Raw genomic sequence first — 19848 nt, forward strand, 5'->3', positions numbered from 1 at the left:
GTCACCGAATGGGGCATGCCGTCGTAGTAGGCAGCAGGGGTGGAGGAGGGCGTCTCTGGCCGGCTGATCAAGCCAGGCCCCGCGGCTAGGCCGCAGGCTGCCAGGATCCCGAAGAGAAAAGTTACCGCCAACAGCAGCAGGCGCCTGCGTGAGCCCATAGAAAAAAACCCCTTGACAGAATAAGTTCTTGCCTCAATGAGGACGGCAAGCCAATACTAAGGCAGTACCATAAATAAAGCTACCAGCAAAGGTTACCTAGCTTCAAGGCCAGAGGAACGCCGGAGAGGCCAATAGGTTGCTGGCTGTGCAGTACGATAGGGTGCGTGCTAAGAGTTTGGGATACCTAAAAACAGGAAGGCCGCCATGGCAGAGAAAGTTGTGTCCAACCCCGTCCAGGCGCAGTTTGACGAGTTTCCCTACCCAAATGTGCCGATTGAGCAGACGGTTACCGACAACCTGGCCTTGTTTGCCAACAGCCTCACAACAGCCAGGTATCTGCGGGATCGCAAGGTGGTACTGCCGGAAGGCAAGGTGATGCTCAATGCCGGCTGTGGCTCCGGCTGGGAAACTTTGGTTTTGGCAACCGCCAACCCTGGCGCTCGCTATGTGGGAGTAGATATTTCGCCTGAATCCATCAAGCTGGCGAAGCAGCGCTTCAAGTTCCACAAGATCGAGAACGCCAGCTTTCATGTTATGGACATTACCGACATGACGGCGCTGGGGGAGGAGTTTGATTTTATCGCCTGCAACGACGTTCTCTACCTGCTGGACGACCCGGTGGCCGGTTTGAAAGGCATGCGGCAGGTGCTCAAGCCTGATGGGATCATTCGCACCAATGTGCACAGCCTTTATCAGCGGCAGTTTATCTTCAACATGCAGGATGCGATGGAGCTGCTGGGGGTGATGGATGAGCCAGCGGCCAAAGCTGTACCGCTGCTGCGGGAGGTGATGGAAGCTCTCACCGACGCCAGTTTTGTGAAGAGCCACTGGAACGGCGATGCCATCAAAACCACAGGGGGAATTCTGGCCAATTTCCTGCTGCGCAGCGACAAGGGCTTTACGGTGCCGCAGGTGTTTGAGATGTTAAGGCAGGCCGGCCTTGAGTTTATTAGCATGGTGAACTGGCAGCAGTGGAAGGTGGAGAGGGTTTTGACCAAGCCGGTGCCCTACACGATGCGGCAAATCAACAAGTTAAGCGAGGAGCAAAAGCTTCACTTCATCGAGCTGGTTTTCCCCAACATGACCCGCCTAATCGACTTTTGGTGTGGGCACCCCGGCATTCCCAAGCCTGAGCCGTTTACGAACGACGAATGGTGGAATGGCACTGTACAAGCCCACCCGCTTTTGGTGAGGTTGGATGCCAAGCAGGCGTTCCTCAACGCCATTCGCGACAACGGGCCTGTCAACATCAACGGCTGGCCGGGCGCTGAGGGGAACATTACCATCGATCCTTTCTCGGTGCGCTGGCTGGTGGATGTCTTCGGCCCCTTGCCGGTGCCGGTGCAATCGCTGGTTCACAAAACCATGGAGATTATGGACTGGACGCAGGAAGAAGCGTTTAGCCAAGTGTTGGCCAACCTGAAGTTTTTGGAAGAGCGCCTGGTGATTCTCCTAAACTCGCCGCTACGGTAAGGGCGACTGCAGTTAGCAGCTTTTCCAAGCCCCCTAGCTTTCCGGGGGCTTTTTAGCGTTATTCCAGCCGCTCCTCGGTTTGCGGGTCAAAGAGGTGGAAGCGATCCATGTCAAAGACCACTTCTGCCCATTGGTTAACGCGAAGCTGGGTACGGGGATCCACGCGGGCCACAAACTCCTGCTCGGGGAGGATCCCTTCGGGGTCGGCGGCGCTGAGGTGGAGGAGGACTTCAGAGCCCAGGGGCTCGACAACGGCAACTCTGGCGCGCACGCGGGCGGGTTGGATCCCTGGGGGTTGGTACTGGGGATCGTGGATGTTTTCCGGGCGGATGCCGAAGATGACCGGCTGGCCAGCGCGGGGCCGATAGGGATCCGCCTGGTGGGAGGGGATGGGCACGCGGAAGGCGCCGCTATCCACCCAGAGGGTGCCCTCTTGCTCCCGCAGCTTGGCTGAGAAGAAGTTCATGGAGGGGCTGCCGATGAAGCCGGCCACAAACAGGTTGGCGGGGCGGTTGTAGAGGGCCTGGGGAGTGTCCACCTGTTGCAGGCGGCCATCCTTCATGACGGCAATGCGGTTGCCCATGGTCATGGCTTCCACCTGGTCGTGAGTGACGTAGATGAAGGTGGTGCCCAGTTGCATGTGTAACTTGCTGATCTCGGCTCGCGCCTGCACCCGTAGCTTGGCGTCGAGGTTGGAGAGGGGCTCATCCATCAAAAACACCGCTGGGTTGCGCACAATGGCCCGCCCGACGGCAACCCGCTGCCGCTGTCCACCGGAAAGTTCCCTGGGCTTGCGGTGGAGGAGGTGTTCGATCCCCAGCCGCTTGGCCACCCCCCGAACCCGGCTTTCGATCTCCGCCCTAGGCAGGCCACGCAGCTTAAGGCCAAAGGCCATGTTCTCGGCCACAGTCATGTGGGGGTAGAGGGCATAGGACTGGAAGACCATGGCGATGTCCCGATCCTTGGGGGGAACGTCGTTCACGCGGCGGTCGCCGATGTAGATGGAGCCGGCGCTCACCTCTTCCAGGCCGGCCAGCAGGCGCAGGGAGGTGGTCTTGCCGCAGCCGGAGGGGCCAACGAAGACGAGAAATTCCCCGTCTTCAATGGCGATGTTTAGGTCGTGGACGGCCGTGGTGTCGCCGTAGCGCTTGGTAACGTGTTCGTAGGTCACGCTGGCCATGCTCTCGCTCCCCAGCCACTTCGCCCTCAACCTTATCCAACCCCCGCGGCAGAGGTCAAATCGGATCCCTGGGAGGGAGTATTCCCTCACCCCCAGCCCCTCTCCCTGAGGGAGAGGGGAGTTGAGGATCGACCAGCCAAAAAGCAAAAAAGGTAGGCTCATGGCCTACCCTCTAGGATCTGGATTTTGCTTAAGCCGAAAGTGGCGTTTGCCTCATCCCATCAGGAGACAACGTTCACCTTGACCACTTGGGCTTTTTCAGAGTCCGCTTTGGGCAGAGTCAGGGTGAGGATGCCATCTTTGTACTCCGCTTTCACCTGATCGTGCTTGATCCGGTTGGGCAGCGGGATCACCCGTTGGAAGCGCCCGTAGCGGAACTCGGTGCGGGTTACACCTTTGTCTTCGGAGCGTTTTTCAAAGCGCCGCTCACCGCTGATGGAGACCGCTTCCGCCGTCGCTTGGATGTCCAGATCGTTGGGGTTCAGGCCGGGCAGCTCCAGCTTGAGGGTAATGGTTTCCGGATCGTCGTGCATTTCCACCGCCGGCACAAAGGCAAAGGCATCAGTCTCGGCGGGGCGAGCCATCAGCCGGTCGAACATCCGGTTCATTTCCCGTTGAATTTCGTCAATTTCCCGGAAGGGATCCCAGCGAACCAGAGCCATATCTATCCACCTCCTAATCAGATTTTGGTTAACTTCTCTTTAAGCTTTACTCACAAGGCTTTAGCCTAGCCTCTGTACATTAAAATAAGCTTTCTGGCTGGCTCCAGAGGTCGAGTTTTCTGGAAATCGGTTGGGGTATTTTCTCACCCAAGAATCAGGAGAAAGCTCTCAGGAATCGCTGCGCTTGGAGAGGTGATGGGATCTTGTCTGCAACCACAGACTTAGACCGGTAGCCACCATCACCAACAGCCCCAAGCCGTTTAAGAAGGGGTAGATGGCCTGCAGATCCAGCGGCCCCCACTGCCCTTTGTGGATTTGGATTAGCCAGTAGTAGTCCAAGTTGCCGTTGAGGCGGGCAATTTGGTAGAGGGATCCCGTTACCACCGTCACTACCAGGGGCAGGGCCAGGAGGGGAGCGAGGGCGCGGTGGATCTGGCGGGTGAGTTTTCGGGGCAGGGCCATCAGGATTTCTCCAAGGCTAGCAAACCATGCTGCCATGGTATCAGGGTGGCCCCTTTAGGAACGGATCCCGAGGACTTCCTCCAGCTTGGGCATTTGCTCGCGGGGGATGATCCGCCCTTCGTCCTCAAAGCCGGGGATCTCGTGGAAGTTGAGGTAGCGGTACAGCTCGCCGGCAAAGGGCTGGATCTTGGTGGCCACGATCTCCCGGTATTCCTCAGGGGTAGGGATCCGCCCCAGGAGGGCACAGACAGCCGCCAGCTCGGCGGATCCCAGATAGACCCGCGCACCTTTGCCCATGCGGTTGTCAAAGTTGCGGGTGGAGGTGGACATGACAGTGGCCCCGTCCGCTACGCGGGCCTGGTTGCCCATGCACAAGCTGCAGCCCGGCATTTCCGTCCTCGCCCCGGCAGCGGCAAAGGTGCCGTACACCCCTTCAGCGCGCAGTTGCGCCTCGTCCATGCGGGTGGGTGGGCAGATCCAAAATTGGCGTACCTTGGCCCGACCTTGCCCTTCCAAAATCTTGGCGGCAGCCCGGTAGTGGCCAATGTTGGTCATGCAGGAGCCAATAAACACCTCGTCAATTTGGATGGGTGTGTCGGGGTTGCCCGCCGCGTGCTGGGCGTGGACTTCGCTCAGGGTCATCACCTTGTCGGGATCGTTGGGGGCACAGACAATGGGCTCGGTGATGGTGCTGAGGTCAATCTCGATCACGGCAGCGTATTCGGCGTCGGGATCCGCCTCCATCAGGGTGGGGTTGGCCAGCCAGGCCTCCATCTTGGCGATGCGCCGCAGCAGGGTTCTCGCATCCTGATAGCCGCGGGCAATCATGTTTTTCAACAGCACCACGTTGGAGCGCAGGTACTCGGCAACCGTCTCGACGCTGAGCTTAATGGTGCAGGCGGCGCAGTTCCGCTCTGCTGAGGCGTCGGTCAACTCGAAGGCTTGCTCCACCTTGAGATGGGGCAGGCCCTCGATCTCCATAATTCGCCCGGCAAAGACGTTTTTCTTGCCCTGCTTCTCGACGGTGAGCAGCCCCCGCTGGATGGCCACGTAGGGGATGGCGTGGACGATGTCCCGCAGGGTGATCCCGGGCTGCAATTCCCCCCGGAAGCGCACCAGCACTGACTCCGGCATATTGAGGGGCATCACCCCCATGGCGGCGGCAAAGGCCACCAACCCCGATCCCGCCGGGAAGGAGATGCCCAAAGGAAAGCGGGTGTGGGAGTCGCCCCCGGTGCCGACGGTATCCGGCAGCAGCATGCGGTTGAGCCAGGAGTGGATGATGCCGTCGCCGGGCCGCAGGACAACGCCCCCCCGCGAGGCAAAGAAGTCGGGCAGCTCTTTGTGGATCTGGATGTCCACCGGCTTGGGGTAGGCGGCGGTGTGGCAGAAGCTCTGCAGCACCAGGTCGGCACTAAACCCCAGGCAGGCCAGCTCCTTCAGCTCGTCGCGGGTCATGGGCCCGGTGGTGTCCTGGGATCCCACCGTGGTGATCAGGGGCTCGCAACTGGTGCCGGGGCGCACTCCTGGCAGCCCACAGGCCTTGCCGACGATTTTCTGGGCCAGGGTATAGCCTTTGCCGCTGTCAGCAGGCGGGGTGGGGCGGATAAACAGAGGCGAGGGATCCAGCCCCAGGGCCTGGCGGGCCTTGTCGGTGAGGGCCCGGCCGATCAAAAGGGGGATGCGACCCCCGGCCCGCACTTCGTCCGGCAGGGTCTCGGGACGTAGGGAAAAGGTGGCGAGGATCTCGCCGCTCTGGGAGCGGATCACGCGCTCATAGGGGTAGATTGTTACCACCATGCCCGTCTCCAGCCGGGAGACATCGCACTGGATGGGCAGGGCGCCAGCATCTTCGGCGGTGTTGAAGAAAATGGGCGCGATCGTGCCCCCCAGGATGACGCCGCCGGCCCGCTTGTTGGGCACGTAGGGAATATCATGGCCAATGTGCCAGAGCAGGGAGTTGAGGGCGGACTTGCGGGAAGAGCCGGTGCCCACCACATCCCCCACAAAGGCCACCGGATGGCCGCGGCGCTTCAGCTCGGCAATGGCGGCTATCGTTCCCGGCGCCCGCGATTCCAACATGCTCTGGGCGTGCAGAGGGATATCCGGACGGGTAGTGGCATGGGCGGCGGGGGAGAGGTCGTCGGTGTTGATCTCGCCAGCAATTTTGAACACCGTCACCGTGATGGCCTCGGCCAGGGGCGGCTTGCTTGTGAACCACTCCCCTTCAGCCCAAGAGTGGAGCACCTGCCGGGCATAGACGTTGCCGGCCTGGCTCAGCTCCAGCACGTCGTGGAAGGCATCGAAGATCAGCAGCGTGTGGCTGAGGGCGCGGGCCGCCGCGGCTGCAATCTCCTGCCGCTTATCCTGCAGCAGCTCCAGCAACACCTGGACGTTGTAGCCCCCCAACATCGTGCCCAGCAGCTCCACTGCTCGCAGGGGGGTGATCAGGGGCGAGCGCACCTCCTCCTTGGCCACCGCGGCCAAAAAGCCGGCTTTCACATAGGCCGCCTCGTCCACCCCCGGCGGGACGCGCTCCGTTAAGAGATGCAACAAAAAGGCCTCTTCCCCAGGCGGGGGATCCTTGAGCAGCTCGCACACCTGGCTGGTCTGGGCGGCGTTCAAGGGCAACGGCGGGATCCCTTGGGCCGCGCGGGCAGCAACATGTTGGCGGTACTCGGCCAGCATGGGGAGGATTCCTCGGGTCACTCGACATGGGTATTTATTCTACCGCCAGGTCGGCAGCAGGAAGGGATCCCAGCAGCGCTTAGGATAGCTCCGCCAGCAGCTCTTTTTGGTATAGGCCAATACAAGCTTGGATTAACTCGTCCAGCTCCCCTTCCAAAATCGGCTCGAGCAGGAAATTCTGGTTGAGGCGGTGGTCGGTGACGCGGTTGTCCTTGTAGTTGTAGGTGCGAATTTTTTCCGAGCGGGATCCCGTTCCCACCTGCATGCGACGGGCGGAGCTGATGGAGGCCTGTTGCTCCTGCAGCTTTATCTCGTAGAGCTTGGCCCGCAAAATCTGCATCGCCCGCTGGCGGTTTTGCAACTGGGATCGCTCCTCGGTGCAGAAGACGCGGATGCCGGTGGGCTTGTGGAGGAGATCCACCGCCGTTTCCACCTTGTTCACGTTTTGGCCGCCCGCCCCACCGGAGCGCGCCGTCTTGATCTCGATGTCTTTGGGGTCGATCACCACCTCCACCTCGTCCACCTCCGGCATCACCGCCACCGTGGCCGTCGAGGTGTGGACGCGCCCCTGCGCCTCTGTCACGGGCACCCGCTGCACCCGGTGCACGCCGGCCTCAAACTTTAGCTTGCTATAGACCTGGTCGCCGCGGATTTCCAGGATGGCCTCTTTGTAGCCTCCCATCTCTCCTTCCGAGAGGCTGGCCAGGCGCACCGACCAACCCATCTTCTCGGCGTAGCGGGTGTACATGCGGGCCAAATCTGCTGCCCACAGCGCCGCCTCCTCGCCGCCAGTGCCGGCGCGGATTTCCAACATGATGTTTTTTTCGTCGTTGGGATCCCGGGGCAGCAGCAGCAGGGTCAGCTTTTCCTCCAGTTGTTCTTGGCGGGCGCGCAGTTGCTCCAGTTCTGCCCTGGCCATTGCCTCCAGCTCCGGGTCGTCAGAAGCCACCTCCCGCAGGAGCTCTTCCGTCTGCTTCAGCTCGCGAGTAAGCTTTTGCCACTCATGAAAGGTCTGGACGGTGGCTTCTAGAGAGGAGCGGGCCTTGGCGATCCGCTGCAGCTCAGCAGGATCCGTCGCCACATCGGGATCGGCCAGACGTACCGTCAGCTCCTGAAAGGTGGCTTCAACGTTTTTAAGCTGCTCGATGAGTTGAGCAGAGGCCATAGATCCAGTGTCAGCGAAGACTCACAGCAATGCCCAGCAAGGCAGACCAAGAAACTTGAATTGAGGCTCGGCTACTTAGCTTTCTTGCCACCCATGCCGTACTTGCGCATAAACTTCTCCACGCGCCCTTCGCTGTCGATGATCTTCTGGCTACCGGTGAAAAAGGGATGGTTGCCCGACCAAACATCGACCTTGAGCTCTGGCTTGGTGGATCCCACCGTCATCACCACTTCGCCGTTGCAGATGACTTTGGCTTCGGGATACCACTGCGGGTGGATTCCTTTTTTGGGCATGGCAATCTCCTCCTCTGGCCTGCTCTTATACCCTTGTCTACCAACATCGACCTTGAAAAAGCAATGGCAGGGATCCCTAGCGCTTCGAGTACTGGGGAGCCTTGCGGGCTTTGCGCAGGCCGTATTTCTTCCGTTCCACGGCGCGCGGATCCCGTTTTAGGTAGCCCTCTGTCTTGAGGGGACCCCGGTTGGCTGGATCCACCTCGCAGAGGGCGCGTGCCACCCCCAACTTGATGGCATCGGCCTGGCCGTGAACGCCGCCGCCATGGGCCCGCACCAAGATGTCGTAGGAGTTCTCTAGGCCGAGGATCTCCAACGGTGCTTTTACACTGGCCAGCAGCGCCTCCTGGTATTGCAGGTATTGGTCGCCGGGCCTGTCGTTGATGATCAGTTTGCCGGTGCCGGGCACCAGGCGCACGCGGGCAACAGCAGTTTTGCGGCGTCCGGTTCCCCAATAGACGGCTCGTTGGCTACTGGCTACTTGAGTCATACTTTGGCTCCTGGAATCGTGTGGATGGGGTAAACCTGAGGTTGCTGGGCCTCATGGGGGTGGTGGGGCCCGGCGTATACCTTTAGCTTGGTAAATTGCCGCCGGCCCAGGCGGGTGTGGGGCAACATCCCCTTGACTGCTTTCTCCACGACTCGCTCCGGCAGGCGAGCTTGCAGTTGGGCAAAGGTCTCGACTTTCATGCCCCCAGGACGGCCAGAGTGGCGGCGGTAGAGCTTTTGGGTGCGCTTTTTGCCGGTGACCACCACTTTCTCAGCATTGATCACGATCACGTAGTCCCCCGTATCCAGGTGAGGGGTGAAGTTGGGCTTGTGCTTGCCCCGCAGGAGGTTGGCCACAACCACGGCCAAGCGACCCAGGCGCTGGTTGGCAGCGTCCACCAGATACCAGCGAGGGGTTAGAGTTTCGGGGGCGGGAACGGGAGTTGTGTTCATGGCAGCCAAGGATGACATCAACCGCAGGATGAAATGGACAAGAGAACGCCTAGGCCAGGGAGGAAACCCACAAAGCCGCTGACCAATCGGGGGTTTTGGGCAACCCCTTCATGGGCAAAGCCCAGAAGGGCGGCGAGTGAGCGAAGCGGCAGCCAAAGGGATCCACAGCATAGCCCACATCCACCAGGCACAGCCCTTGCGGAGGGGCGCTGTAGCGGGTGCGCATCCGGCTCCAGTCGTTGTGTTGCCACAGGTGGACAAATTGTTGCGGGCTAAGCTCGCCGCGGCCCACCACCTCCAGGGATCCCACCAGCAGCCGCATCATCCGGTAGAGAAAGCCGCTGGCCTGCACCTCAATGCTCACCAGATCCCCCAGCCGCTGACAGAGCACCTCCTGCACCTGCACCCGCGAGTGGGGCCGGTCGGATCCCCGCCGGCGGAAGGCTTCCAGGTTGTGCTCACCCAGCAGAGAGTTGAGGGCCTCCGCCATCGGCTCCACCTGCAACGGCCAGCGCACCTGCCAGCTAAAGGGCCGCCAGAACACATCCGGCAGCTCTCGATTGAGGATGAGGTAACGGTAGCGGCGCCATCTTGCCGAGAAGCGGGCATGCCAAACGTCAGACACCGGCGCCGAGGCCAGCACCACCACATCTTCCGGCAGACAGTCGTTGAGCACCCGTGCCCACTCTGTGGGTGGGATGCCAGAGGTGGTGTCGAAGTGGGCCACCTGGCCAGCAGCATGAACCCCGGTGTCGGTGCGTCCTGCCCCGTAGAGGGTCACCGGGTGCCCGGCCCGCGACGCAATCGCCTCCTCCAGTACCCCTTGTACGGTGCGGTGGCCCGCTTGCCGCTGCCAGCCGCGAAAGCCGCTGCCAAGGTACTGAATTTTCAGGGCAATGCGACGGCTCTGCATGGGGCCTACACCAACTCGATGACCGCCATTTCTGCCCCGTCGCCCCGCCGACGCACGGTGCGCAGGATGCGGGTGTAGCCACCGGCCCGATCGCGGTAGCGCTCCGGCGCTTGCTCAAACAGAGAGCGCACCAGCTCCTTGTCGTAGACGTAGGCCAGGGCCTGCCGCCGCGCCGCCAAAGATCCCTCTTTGGCCAGGGTGATCATTTTCTCGGTGGTGGCGCGAATGGCCTTGGCGCGGGCTTTGGTGGTGGTGATCCGCCCTTCCCGCAGCAGAGCTGTGGTCAGCGCCCGCAGCAGGGCTTTGCGCTGGTCGGCAGGCTTGTTGAGGTGGGGGGTACGACGGCGGTGACGCATGGTAACCTCTATCCTAGGCTCTTCGGGGATCCTGACTGAGTTTTGCGGTGACGCCAGCGGCGCGAAGCACCTTGGAGGGTTGTTTGGGTCTCTAGGCCTTGCCCTTTTCGCGGGCGCGGGGCAGCGTTAGGCCAAAGCGATTCTTGAGGGCCTGGATCACCTCTTCAGCAGATTTCTGGCCGAAGTTTTTGATCTCCAGCAGATCCTCCTCGGTGTAGACCAACAGATCGGCCACCGTATTGATTTGAGCGCGCTTCAGGCAGTTGTAGGCGCGTACCGATAGCTGCAGCTCCTCGATGGGGATCTGGTTCTTCTGATTGTCCTCCGCTTGCCGGGGCTCTGGCGGGGTGTCAAAGCTGACCTCCTGCAGCGGCGAGAACAGGCCCACCAAAATGCGGGCCGCCTGGCTGAGGGCCTCCTGGGGGGTGAGGCTGCCGTTGGTCCAGATTTCCAATATTAGACGATCTTTTTCCAGGGATTGGCCGACCCGGGCTGCTTCCACCGTATAGTTCACCTTGCGCACCGGCATGAAGACGGAGTCGATCTGGAGAAAATCAATGGCCATCGATTTTCTATCGGAGTAGTCGACGGCGCGGTAGCCGCGTCCGCGGCCAATCATGAACTCCATTTCCAGGATCGCCCCTTCCGCCAAGGTGGCAATGTGGTGGCGGGGGTTGATCACTTCCACTTCGCTGGGCAGTTGCAGCTTCTCGGCGGTCACCTCCCCCGGCCCTTGCGCCACCAAACGGCCCACCTGCGTGTCAGAAGCGTTGGAGCGTAGCACCAGCTCCTTCATGTTGAGCAGGATCTCCATCACGTCTTCCCGCACCCCGGGCACTGTGGAAAACTCGTGGCTGACGCCAGCGATGCGGACAGCGGTTACTGCCGTTCCTTCTAGGTTGGAGAGCAACACCCGCCGCAAGGCGTTGCCCACCGTGATCCCTTGACCGCGCTCCAGTGGCCCCAGGGCAAATTTGCCGTAGTGAACGCCATTGGCTTCCTGATGGGATTCGACGCACTCGGTCTGGTAGGAAGCAGCACTGGAAGTGGCTTTGCTGCCCAGATTGTGGAGGGTTCGGCTGGTTTGTATCATAGAGTAGCCCCGTCCGTCTGGCTCAATATCCGTTTGGAGAACTTGGAAGACTAGAGGTCATGCCTCACATCCTGCAGTGGGGCAAGCCTGTCGCCGACCTGGAGCAGACAGCCGCCAGCGCTCGGCCTGCCCTGGGGATCCCTTTAGACGCGCCGCCGCTTGGGGGGGCGGCAGCCGTTGTGGGGAATGGGAGTGATATCTCGAATCAGGGTGATTTCTAGACCGGTAGCCTGCAGAGCGCGAATTGCCGTCTCCCGACCGGCGCCAGGGCCACTCACCATCACTTCAATCTGGCGCATGCCGTTCTCCATGGCCTGACGTGCTGCGCTCTCTGCTGCCATTTGGGCCGCAAAGGGGGTGCCTTTCTTGGCGCCCTTGAACCCCGTGGAACCTGCGGAGGCCCAAGACACCACGTCGCCATTGGGATCCGTAATGGTGACGATGGTGTTGTTGAAGGTGGACTGAATGTAGGCCACCCCGTTGGGGACATTCTTCTTGACCTTGCGTCCGCGCCGTTGCTGCCGAGCCATGACCTGTGTGTCCTTTAAACAACTGTTTGCATCCCGTTTTGCCGTTTGGAGAGGGTGGGAAACTCTGCCCGCCGACCCAGCCACTACTTCTTGGCGGGAGCTTTCTTCTTGCCGGCCACCGTCTTCCTGACCCCCTTGCGGGTGCGGGCGTTGGTGCGGGTGCGCTGGCCGCGCACAGGCAGGTTCAGACGATGGCGGCGGCCCCGATAGGTGCCGATGTCGATCAGCCGCTTAATGTTCATCGCCTCCTGCCGGCGCAGATCTCCCTCCACCTGGTACTCGCCTTCTACCACTGCCCTCAAGGCGGCCACCTCGGCGTCGGTAAGGTCGCGGGTGCGGGTATCGGGGTTGATGCCGGTCTTCGCCAAAATTTGGCGGGAGCGGGTCAGCCCAATGCCGTAAATGTAGGTAAGGGCGATCTCGACTCGCTTGTCGCGTGGGATGTCAACTCCCGCAATCCGTGCCATGGTTGGTAGTACCTTTCAAACAAACTCAGATAAGCTGGCTCCCCAGGCCTAGACTGGCGGCGTGGAGCTTTGCCCGGAAGATATTGCTGTTGAGGTGAGGAAACCAGAGTCTCTCCTTGCCAAGAGATGGGTCGCCAGGCCCTCCGCGGCGGCAGCGGGGTCGTTTGGCTGGGCTCTCCACCGTTGGCCGCACCCCTCCATCCGCACCTCTACCCCTGCCGCTGCTTGTGCTTGGGGTTGGAAGGGCAAATCACCATCACCCGGCCATGGCGGCGGATGACTCGGCACTTTTCGCAGATTCGACGGACGGAGGGCCGCACCTTCATGGTTTATCCTGACGAAACCAGCGAATATCCATTCTAAGGTCGCCGCGGCAGACTGTCAAAAATTGTTTGGGTTTTCTGACATGAATCCCCCAGGAAAGGGCGAGGGGGTTGGCTATGCTGGTTGGGCGAAGAAGGAGAGCAGGCGCGGTTGAGGAGCGGAAAAGGCGATGCGCTGGCAATGGCTAGTTGTGGTGATGAGCGGCGTGCTGGCCTTGGGATCCCCCGTGTTGGGGCAAGGGATCCCTTCGCCTGAAACAGGCTCTTCTGCTTCTGTGGGGAGTGTCTCGGCGGACGGGAACGGACTGAGGCCAGAGGGAGATTGGCTTTTGCCATTACCCAGCTCTGCCGATCGCCTCGATGCGGTGCCGGAGCGGGGCTGGCTGGCAGTGGGACTTTTGGAAGCGCAGGCAGTGGCTCTGCTGGATGGGGCGAGCGGGGATCCCTTGTGGCAGGTGGCGGTGGGCTTTGCCCCCAGCGTGGTGCGGGTGGATGCGGCACGGCAGGTGGTCTATGCCTCCGGCCCCAATGCTCCTGGGGTGGTGGCCCTCGATTTGCTAACCGGGGGGCTGATCCGGGCTTACGGGCTACCAGCGGGGGTTTTGGACATGGCCGTGGATCCGGCCAGGGGGCGGGTTTTCGCCTCTATGCCCGCTGCCCAAAGTTTGGCGGTGATCCCCGCTCCAAACGGCCCAGGGGAGGGATCGGAGCAGCCGCAGGCCCGCAACTTGCCGCTGCCAGGACCACCCTTGGCTTTGGCCTATGACCCGGAGAGGGGATCCCTGTTTATCGGCTTAGCCGGGGAGGATCCCCTTAGCCTGCTGGTGGTCAACCCCGACAATGGCGAGCTGTTGGCCCGCTGGCGGGGCGGCAACACTCCAGAAGCGATGGCTCTGGATGCCCAACGGCAGCGCCTAGTGGTGCTCAACTCCGGCAGCCAAGATCTGACGGTTCTGGATCTGGGCCGCAGCGGCGAGGCTCTGCAGCGGGTTGGCCTGGACTGGCGACCGACGCGGCTGGCCCTTTCCCCCGATGGCCGCTGGGCTTACGTAACCTCCCGCAACAGTGACCGTCTGCAAATCGTAGATCTGGAGGCAGGACGATTGGCCGCCTCGCTGCGGCTGGAGGGGCAGCCAACGGGTTTGGTGAGGCTGGGGGAGCGGGAGCTGTGGGTAGTGGCGGCAGGGATCCCGGCTTTGCGGCGTCTGGTGGATGTGGATCTTCAAGCTCAAGTTGGCGAGGAGGGGACGGAGGAAGTTGCCTCCGCAGGCAACCGCGGCGTGGTGACGGGGCGGGTGCTGGACATTGCCGGCCAGCCTGTCCAGACCGGGGTTTTGCGCCTGGCTGCCACCGCCACGCAGCTCCAGCAGACGGTTCGCATCGCCGCCGACGGCACCTATGTATTGCCGGAGTTGCCGGCGGGGCTGTACCTGGTGGATGTGGAGGTGCCGGGGTTTCCGCCCACCAGCACCCAGGTGGAGGTGCGGGCCGGTTTTGTATCCACCCAAGATATTCGCCTGCCGCCGGGGGAGCCGGCCCGGCAGCCGGAGGGCATCGGCCTTTTGCCGGATGAGCCGGTTTACTCGGATGAGCTGGCCCGCCACCTCAGCCTGGCCCTGAAGGAGTTGCAGCCGCAGCGACCGGTACTGCTCTTGAAGGGGCCTTTGGGGCCGGATCCCCGCTTTGAGCCGCTTCTGGCTCTCGTCCAGGATCTGACGCTCTTGGATCGGGATGAGCGCTATACCGCCGACTTGGACAAGCTCAAGGCCATCGGCAATGCCCTGGGATTGCGCTACATCCTCTTGACCCACCTGCAAATCTCCCGCGATTACAACCGCCAGGGCAGCCCGCTGCTGAATACGGCCTTGCGCTTCCTAGCGCCGGCAATCCCTGTGGAGATCCCCAATTTCACCCCCAACCAGTTGCGCAGCCGCGGGGTAGTGGTGGTGGTGGACCTGCAGCGGGATCGGCCGGGGGATCGGGCTCGCTACTACGAGGCCTATGGGCAGGATGATGTGGGCGGGGAGCCGCTGTTTGAAGATGCGGCGGCGGGCCTGTTTCGGCTGCAGGTGCGCAACATGGTGCCGGTCTTTATCCAACAATGGCAGGCCAACAATCCCTTTGCTGGGTAAGGATCCCTGCAGCAGGATTTTGTCTCTCCAGAACCCACTGCGATTAGCAGATGTCGCCATGCCTCTTTTCTCCCTCACTGCGCTGCGGCGCAAGGTTAGCTTAGGCAGCCTAGGTCTCTGCGGCTGGCTGGCCCTGACTCCAGGAGCGCTGGCCCAGGCGCCGGTCACCCCCATTCCCCACTTCACACCGCTGTTTCCCCATCGAGACCAGGTGGGATCCCAGGCACGGCTGGTGGGGCAGGTAAGCAACAGCCTGGGGCAGCCGGTGGCCGGGGCGCAGGTGCAGTTGGAGGGCTTGGAGAACCCCCATCAGCCCATCCAAACGGACGAGCGGGGGGCGTTTGAGCTCGACCAGGCTCCTGCCGGACGTTGGATGTTGACCGTGTGGCACCCCGACTACGAAACCGTGCAACAGGAGATCCTGCTGCAGGGGGGCCTGACCACCCCTGTGGATGTGGTTTTGCAGGTGCCCATCCGGCCACAGCCCCGGCGTCGCCTCGGCATTTTGGGGGTGGGGGGGCTGGAACATACCCAGCTTTTGGGCCAGCGCCTAGCTATGGAGGCGGTGCGTCTGGGCCTGATCCCCAACAGCGAGAAGGTGGTACCTCTGGACAACCGCCGCCTGCAGCCAATTTTGCGCCAGGTGGGCTGGCCGATCTACGAGCTGTTCGAGTGGGATCGCCGCAAGCCAGAAGCGGTGAGTCAGTTTTTCGATTACCTGGGCCTGGAGGCCATTGTTATCGCCCGCGTCGATGTCCTCACCCGCCCGGCCTCGCCGACGGAGGTGAGTCTGCGCTCCCGCAGCCGCCTGGAGCTGTGGCGGTTTGACGAGCAGGGCAACCTCGTGGCGGAGGTTCTGGCGGAAGCCAGCCGCGACCAGGTGGAGCGGGGCAATCTTAACGCTGCCGAGCTAATGCAGCTTTATCAAATCCAAGTCACCCAAATGGCCGCCGAAGTCGGATCCCGCTGGAAAGCCAATCACCCCCTAGCCCCCTACCTCAATTTGGCCCCAGGTGAAGCCCCACCACCCCCCTCGCGCCTGGATACTGCCGTGGAGCTGGTCATTCCCACCCCCAGCCCCACTCCTTAGACGCTTTCTACGGGGCTAGCCCTGCACCTAGGGGAACTGGGGGCTGGCCTAATGCAGGCGGCAGGTTAAAGTAGCACTGAGGATCCTTGCTGCCGTTCCCGTCCATGACCTCTGAACCCCACCCTCCCCAACCCACAAGGCCGGAAAGGGACAACCCGCCCCTGGCTGCCTCCGCCCACGAGGGGGTAGCTGCCGGCCATTTTCCAGAGCTAGAGACGGCTGCTTCTACTGCGGCGGCAATTGGGCCAGCGGGAGACCGCCGCTGGCTGCTGGGGGGGGCGCTCGCTATCTTTCTGGTAAGCCTAGGGCTACGCCTCTGGCGTCTGGCCGAGTTGCCGGCTCCAGTGTTTGACGAGGTGTATTTTCCTGAGTTTGCCCAAAATTACCTCGACGGCAAACCCTTCTACGACGTGCATCCGCCTCTGGGGAAGTACTTCATCGCCCTCAGCATCCAACTCTTTGGCCGCAACGAGTGGGGCTTTCGCTTGGCCACCGCCCTGTGTGGATCCTTAATTCCGCTTTTGCTCACCGGCTTGGCCTATCGCCTTACTTACCACGTCGGCTTTGCCCTCTTGAGCGGGGTGCTGCTCCTAACCGACGGGCTGTTTCTGGTGGAGTCTCGCTTTGGCCTGATTAACGTGTATTTGGTGGCCTTTGGCCTGGCGGCCTCGATTTTGCTCCTGAGCGGGCTAGAACGCCGTGGCTGGCAGCGGACTCTCCACCTCACTGGCTCCGGGATCCTGCTGGGGGCGGCGGCTTCGGTAAAGTGGAATGGCCTCTGGTTTGCCTTCATGTTTGCCCTGCTGGGGATCCTCGTCTGGGGGGTGGTCTGGCTGCGCCCGCAGTGGATCCCCCGCTTGGGCATTTTGATCCCAATCCGCCACCTGCGCTGGTGGCACTACGTCTTCTGCTTCGTCCTCGCCCCCCTGGCCTTCTATGCCATCCAGTGGATCCCTCACCTGCAGCTTAACCCGCAGCAGGGGCTAACCCTGGATTGGAGCTGGACGGGGATCCAGAACTACTTTCGATCCCTGGTGCTCATCAACCAATCCGTTTACAGCGGGCACCTCCATGCCGATCTCGTGGTGGATGAAAACACCCCTGTTCACCCCTATTGCTCCACCAGCTTGCGCTCCCTGGTGGCCTGGTTCCCGGCGCTGCGCCCTTGGCTGACTACCCCCTTGGCCTCGGCAGGGGCCTGGTCTTGGCCGATTATGGGCCGCCCGGTGGGCTACTACTTCAGCACCCAGGGCGATCTGTGGCGAGTCGTCCATGGCCTAGGCAATCCCTGGCTGTGGTGGCTGGGGACGGGATCCATCTTGGTACTGGTCTGGCGCGGGATCCGGCGCTTCCACGGCCTGGAAGCCTTTATCCTCATTGGCTATGCAGCCAACTACCTGCCCTGGTTTATCGTTAGCCGCTGCGTTTTCATCTACCACTACATGAGTGCTCTGGCCTTTAGCACGCTGGCCCTGGCCTGGCTGGTGCTGCTGGGCTGGCGGCACTCCCGTCGCTTCTGGCGCAGGGCGAGCATCACGGCAGTAGCTTTGGTTTTGGCGTCTTTTGTCTTCTTTTTCCCGATTTGGTTTGGCCTCCCCCTTAGCCCCAGTGGGTTCTATGCCCGCATGTGGTTTCGCCCCACGCCGACCCCGCTCTTTTGCTTTAGCCCCCAGGCCTGTGAGCGAGCACCCCTGCGCCTGCCGCCGATTCCTGGGCTGAACTGGATTTGAGGAAGGCATGGTAAGCTTTGTGCAGTTTGTTTGGGGAAAAAGCTGCGCTCCGTTGCTGGAAAACGGGGTGTGGCTTGCGAAAACCCTGTGGTGGAGGTAGTGGAAACCTATGGCCCGATCCTGCCCGAGTCCTGCCAACTCTCCCCGCCGTCCACCGGCCTACACAGGGCAGCCTGTCCCCGTCGGCGTGATTGGGGTTGGCAACATGGGCCAGCACCACACCCGCGTCTTCAGCCTGATGAAGGATGTGCAGGTTGTAGGGGTAGCCGATATCAATGTGGAGCGAGGCTTGGATGTGGCCAGCCGCCACCGCGTTCACTTCTACGAAGATTACCGCGACCTCCTGCCCCACGTAGCGGCAGTGGCCATCGCTGTGCCGACGGTTTTGCACCACGAGGTGGGCATCGCCTGCCTAGAGGCGGGGGTTCATGTGCTGATCGAAAAGCCCATTGCCGCCAGCATTGGCGAGGCAGAATCCCTGGTCAACCGCGCCGCCGATTGCAATTGCATTTTGCAGGTGGGGCACATCGAGCGCTTCAGCCCTGTTTTTCAAAGGCTGGGGCAAGTTTTGCAGCGCGAGGAACCCTTGGCCTTTGAGGCCCATCGCCTTAGCCCTTATTCCGACCGCGCCAGCGACGTGTCGGTGGTGTTTGACCTGATGATCCACGACATCGACCTGTTGCTGGAGCTGATCCCTTCCCCAGTAACCCAAATTACCGCCAGCGGCAACCGCGCCTCCAAGCTGGGCTACCTGGACTACGTCACTGCCACCCTCACCTTTGCCAACGGCGCCATCGCCACCCTCACGGCCAGCAAGGTTACCCACCGCAAGGTGCGCAAAATTGCCGTCCACTGCAAAAATGCCCTCGTGGAGGCCGACTTTCTGCACAACGAGATCTCCATCTACCGCCAGGGAGGCGGCAGCAGCAGCGACTACGGCCAGGGATCCTACCAGCGGGATTGCCTCATCGAGAAGGTTCACATCGACCCCATTGACAAGCTCCACGCCGAGCTGGAGCACTTTATTAACTGTGTGCGGGGGGGCAATCAGCCGTCGGTGGGCGGGGAGCAGGCCCTGAAGGCCTTGAAGTTGGCTTCCGAGGTGGAGCGGATTGCCTTAGATGGATGCGCCTGGAGGGAGGCCAAACCCTGCCGGAGCTTTTTGTCTTAGCTTTGCCGCCGGCATCCAGGCGGTATCTTCTGGCAGCCGGTCATGGGTGGGGAGGGCGAGGATGGCAAAGGCTTGGTGGAGAGGCAAGGTTGAGCAATCGTGGTAGAAGAGGGGTTGGCCTTGGCAATCGGCGGCCTGGCGGCAGGGATCCTAGCCGGCTTTCTGGGTATCGGCGGCGGGACAATCTTGGTGCCCCTGCAGGTGAGCTTGGGGATCCCGCCGCTGCAGGCGGTGGCCACCAGCAACTTTTCCATTCTCCTCACCTCCCTGGCGGGCAGCATCCAAAACTGGCGCATGGGGATGCTGGATCCCAAACGGGTGATCCTGCTAGGGATCCCGGCTCTGGTTACAGCTCAGGGGGGGGCGATCCTCGCCAGTCGCCTGCCCGGCTATCTGCTACTAGCGGCCTTTGGGGTGCTGTTGCTGTCGAACATTTACCTGGTGGAGCTGCGCAAAACCGTGGTCGCCCACGCCCAAGCGTTGGAGAGGCCAGTTGTTGCTGCCGGCAGTCAGATGCCGCCGTGGCTAGCCCGCACCCTCACTGGTGGCGCTGCTGGCTTGTTGGCGGGGCTTTTCGGCATCGGCGGTGGCATCATCATGGTGCCGCTGCAGATCCTGCTGTTGCGGGAAACCCTCAAGGTGGCCATCCAAACCAGTTTGGGGGCAATTGTTCTCACGGCAACTGCCGCTACCCTCGGCCATGCGGGCCTGGGCAACTGGATGGCGAACGCTCTCGGCTTTGGAGATGGCACCATCCGCCAGAATGTGCTCTGGCTCCCGGGCCTGATCCTGGGTACAGGGGGGTTGGTCGGCGTCCAGATCAGCACCCGCACCCTGCCCAAGCTGCCGGATGAGATCGTCAGCCTGCTTTTCCGAACCTTTCTTGCTGGGCTTTCCCTCTACGTTTTTTGGCAAGCCTGGCAGAACTACCAAGCCCTGGACAACCAGTAGCAACTCCTCCCTTCAACGCCTAGCACTCCCCTATGGGGAAAAACTCGCTGGTGGCCGCGCGTGTGAAG

20 protein-coding genes are annotated in these 19848 nt (G+C 61.8%); 6 read left to right on the forward strand and 14 right to left on the reverse strand.

Annotated elements, in window-relative coordinates; translation table 11 throughout:
• Positions 1-363 precede the first annotated feature (363 nt).
• Positions 364-1632: a class I SAM-dependent methyltransferase gene (locus NW845_RS09225; RefSeq protein WP_414378242.1), complete on the forward strand. Its 1269-nt coding sequence runs from the start codon at positions 364-366 to the stop codon at positions 1630-1632.
• Between the two features lie 58 nt (positions 1633-1690).
• Here NW845_RS09225 and NW845_RS09230 read toward each other — a convergent pair whose 3' ends face one another.
• The 14 genes from NW845_RS09230 to rpmJ form a co-directional block, all read right to left on the reverse strand.
• Positions 1691-2812 (reverse strand): ABC transporter ATP-binding protein, encoded by a 1122-nt coding sequence (locus tag NW845_RS09230; RefSeq protein ID WP_414370991.1) that lies wholly within the window; start codon positions 2810-2812, stop codon positions 1691-1693.
• 221 nt (positions 2813-3033) lie between these two features.
• Entirely contained in the window at positions 3034-3474 is a 441-nt protein-coding gene (locus NW845_RS09235; protein ID WP_414372555.1) for an Hsp20/alpha crystallin family protein, read from the reverse strand.
• Between the two features lie 168 nt (positions 3475-3642).
• Complete coding sequence (locus tag NW845_RS09240; protein ID WP_414378244.1) at positions 3643-3936, reverse strand: PepSY domain-containing protein; 294 nt, start codon at positions 3934-3936, stop codon at positions 3643-3645.
• Positions 3937-3990: 54 nt separating this feature from the next.
• A complete protein-coding gene (gene acnB / locus NW845_RS09245; protein ID WP_414378246.1) occupies positions 3991-6624 on the reverse strand; it encodes a bifunctional aconitate hydratase 2/2-methylisocitrate dehydratase in 2634 nt (877 codons plus the stop codon).
• 79 nt (positions 6625-6703) lie between these two features.
• Positions 6704-7789: a peptide chain release factor 1 gene (gene prfA, locus NW845_RS09250; protein ID WP_414378248.1), complete on the reverse strand. Its 1086-nt coding sequence runs from the start codon at positions 7787-7789 to the stop codon at positions 6704-6706.
• A gap of 71 nt (positions 7790-7860) precedes the next feature.
• Entirely contained in the window at positions 7861-8082 is a 222-nt protein-coding gene (gene rpmE / locus NW845_RS09255; RefSeq protein ID WP_414365884.1) for a 50S ribosomal protein L31, read from the reverse strand.
• A gap of 76 nt (positions 8083-8158) precedes the next feature.
• On the reverse strand, positions 8159-8572 hold the full coding sequence (rpsI, locus tag NW845_RS09260; protein ID WP_414372560.1) for a 30S ribosomal protein S9: 414 nt from the start codon (positions 8570-8572) through the stop codon (positions 8159-8161).
• Positions 8569-9024, reverse strand: coding sequence for a 50S ribosomal protein L13 (gene rplM / locus NW845_RS09265; RefSeq protein ID WP_414365886.1), 456 nt, complete (start codon positions 9022-9024; stop codon positions 8569-8571). Before rplM ends, rpsI begins: the two co-directional genes overlap by 4 nt.
• A gap of 49 nt (positions 9025-9073) precedes the next feature.
• A complete protein-coding gene (gene truA, locus NW845_RS09270; protein ID WP_414378250.1) occupies positions 9074-9937 on the reverse strand; it encodes a tRNA pseudouridine(38-40) synthase TruA in 864 nt (287 codons plus the stop codon).
• A 5-nt stretch (positions 9938-9942) separates the two neighbouring features.
• Entirely contained in the window at positions 9943-10293 is a 351-nt protein-coding gene (rplQ, locus tag NW845_RS09275) for a 50S ribosomal protein L17 (RefSeq protein WP_414334838.1), read from the reverse strand.
• 91 nt (positions 10294-10384) lie between these two features.
• Positions 10385-11386: a DNA-directed RNA polymerase subunit alpha gene (locus tag NW845_RS09280; protein ID WP_414365889.1), complete on the reverse strand. Its 1002-nt coding sequence runs from the start codon at positions 11384-11386 to the stop codon at positions 10385-10387.
• A 143-nt stretch (positions 11387-11529) separates the two neighbouring features.
• Positions 11530-11916: a 30S ribosomal protein S11 gene (gene rpsK / locus NW845_RS09285; protein WP_011430298.1), complete on the reverse strand. Its 387-nt coding sequence runs from the start codon at positions 11914-11916 to the stop codon at positions 11530-11532.
• A gap of 83 nt (positions 11917-11999) precedes the next feature.
• Positions 12000-12383: a 30S ribosomal protein S13 gene (gene rpsM, locus NW845_RS09290; RefSeq protein ID WP_011430299.1), complete on the reverse strand. Its 384-nt coding sequence runs from the start codon at positions 12381-12383 to the stop codon at positions 12000-12002.
• A gap of 209 nt (positions 12384-12592) precedes the next feature.
• On the reverse strand, positions 12593-12709 hold the full coding sequence (gene rpmJ, locus NW845_RS09295; RefSeq protein WP_414365890.1) for a 50S ribosomal protein L36: 117 nt from the start codon (positions 12707-12709) through the stop codon (positions 12593-12595).
• 167 nt (positions 12710-12876) lie between these two features.
• Between rpmJ and NW845_RS09300 the strand changes: the two genes are divergently transcribed.
• The 5 genes from NW845_RS09300 (at position 12877) to NW845_RS09320 (ending at position 19780) form a co-directional block, all read left to right on the forward strand.
• Positions 12877-14838: a carboxypeptidase regulatory-like domain-containing protein gene (locus tag NW845_RS09300; protein WP_414365891.1), complete on the forward strand. Its 1962-nt coding sequence runs from the start codon at positions 12877-12879 to the stop codon at positions 14836-14838.
• Positions 14839-14896: 58 nt separating this feature from the next.
• Positions 14897-15928, forward strand: a complete 1032-nt coding sequence (locus NW845_RS09305; protein ID WP_414372567.1) for a carboxypeptidase-like regulatory domain-containing protein — start codon at positions 14897-14899, stop codon at positions 15926-15928.
• A gap of 104 nt (positions 15929-16032) precedes the next feature.
• Positions 16033-17658 (forward strand): phospholipid carrier-dependent glycosyltransferase, encoded by a 1626-nt coding sequence (locus NW845_RS09310; RefSeq protein WP_414378252.1) that lies wholly within the window; start codon positions 16033-16035, stop codon positions 17656-17658.
• A 109-nt stretch (positions 17659-17767) separates the two neighbouring features.
• Positions 17768-18829 carry a Gfo/Idh/MocA family oxidoreductase gene (locus NW845_RS09315; RefSeq protein ID WP_414365815.1) on the forward strand — a complete coding sequence of 354 codons (1062 nt, stop codon included), beginning with the start codon at positions 17768-17770 and terminating at the stop codon, positions 18827-18829.
• A 99-nt stretch (positions 18830-18928) separates the two neighbouring features.
• The gene (locus NW845_RS09320; protein ID WP_414378253.1) at positions 18929-19780 is read left to right on the forward strand and encodes a sulfite exporter TauE/SafE family protein; all 852 of its coding nucleotides are present in this window, start codon (positions 18929-18931) and stop codon (positions 19778-19780) included.
• Positions 19781-19848: the final 68 nt, after the last annotated feature.

Source organism: Synechococcus sp. H60.2 (genome assembly GCF_047462315.1).
Taxonomy (GTDB): Bacteria; Cyanobacteriota; Cyanobacteriia; order Thermostichales; family Thermostichaceae; genus Thermostichus.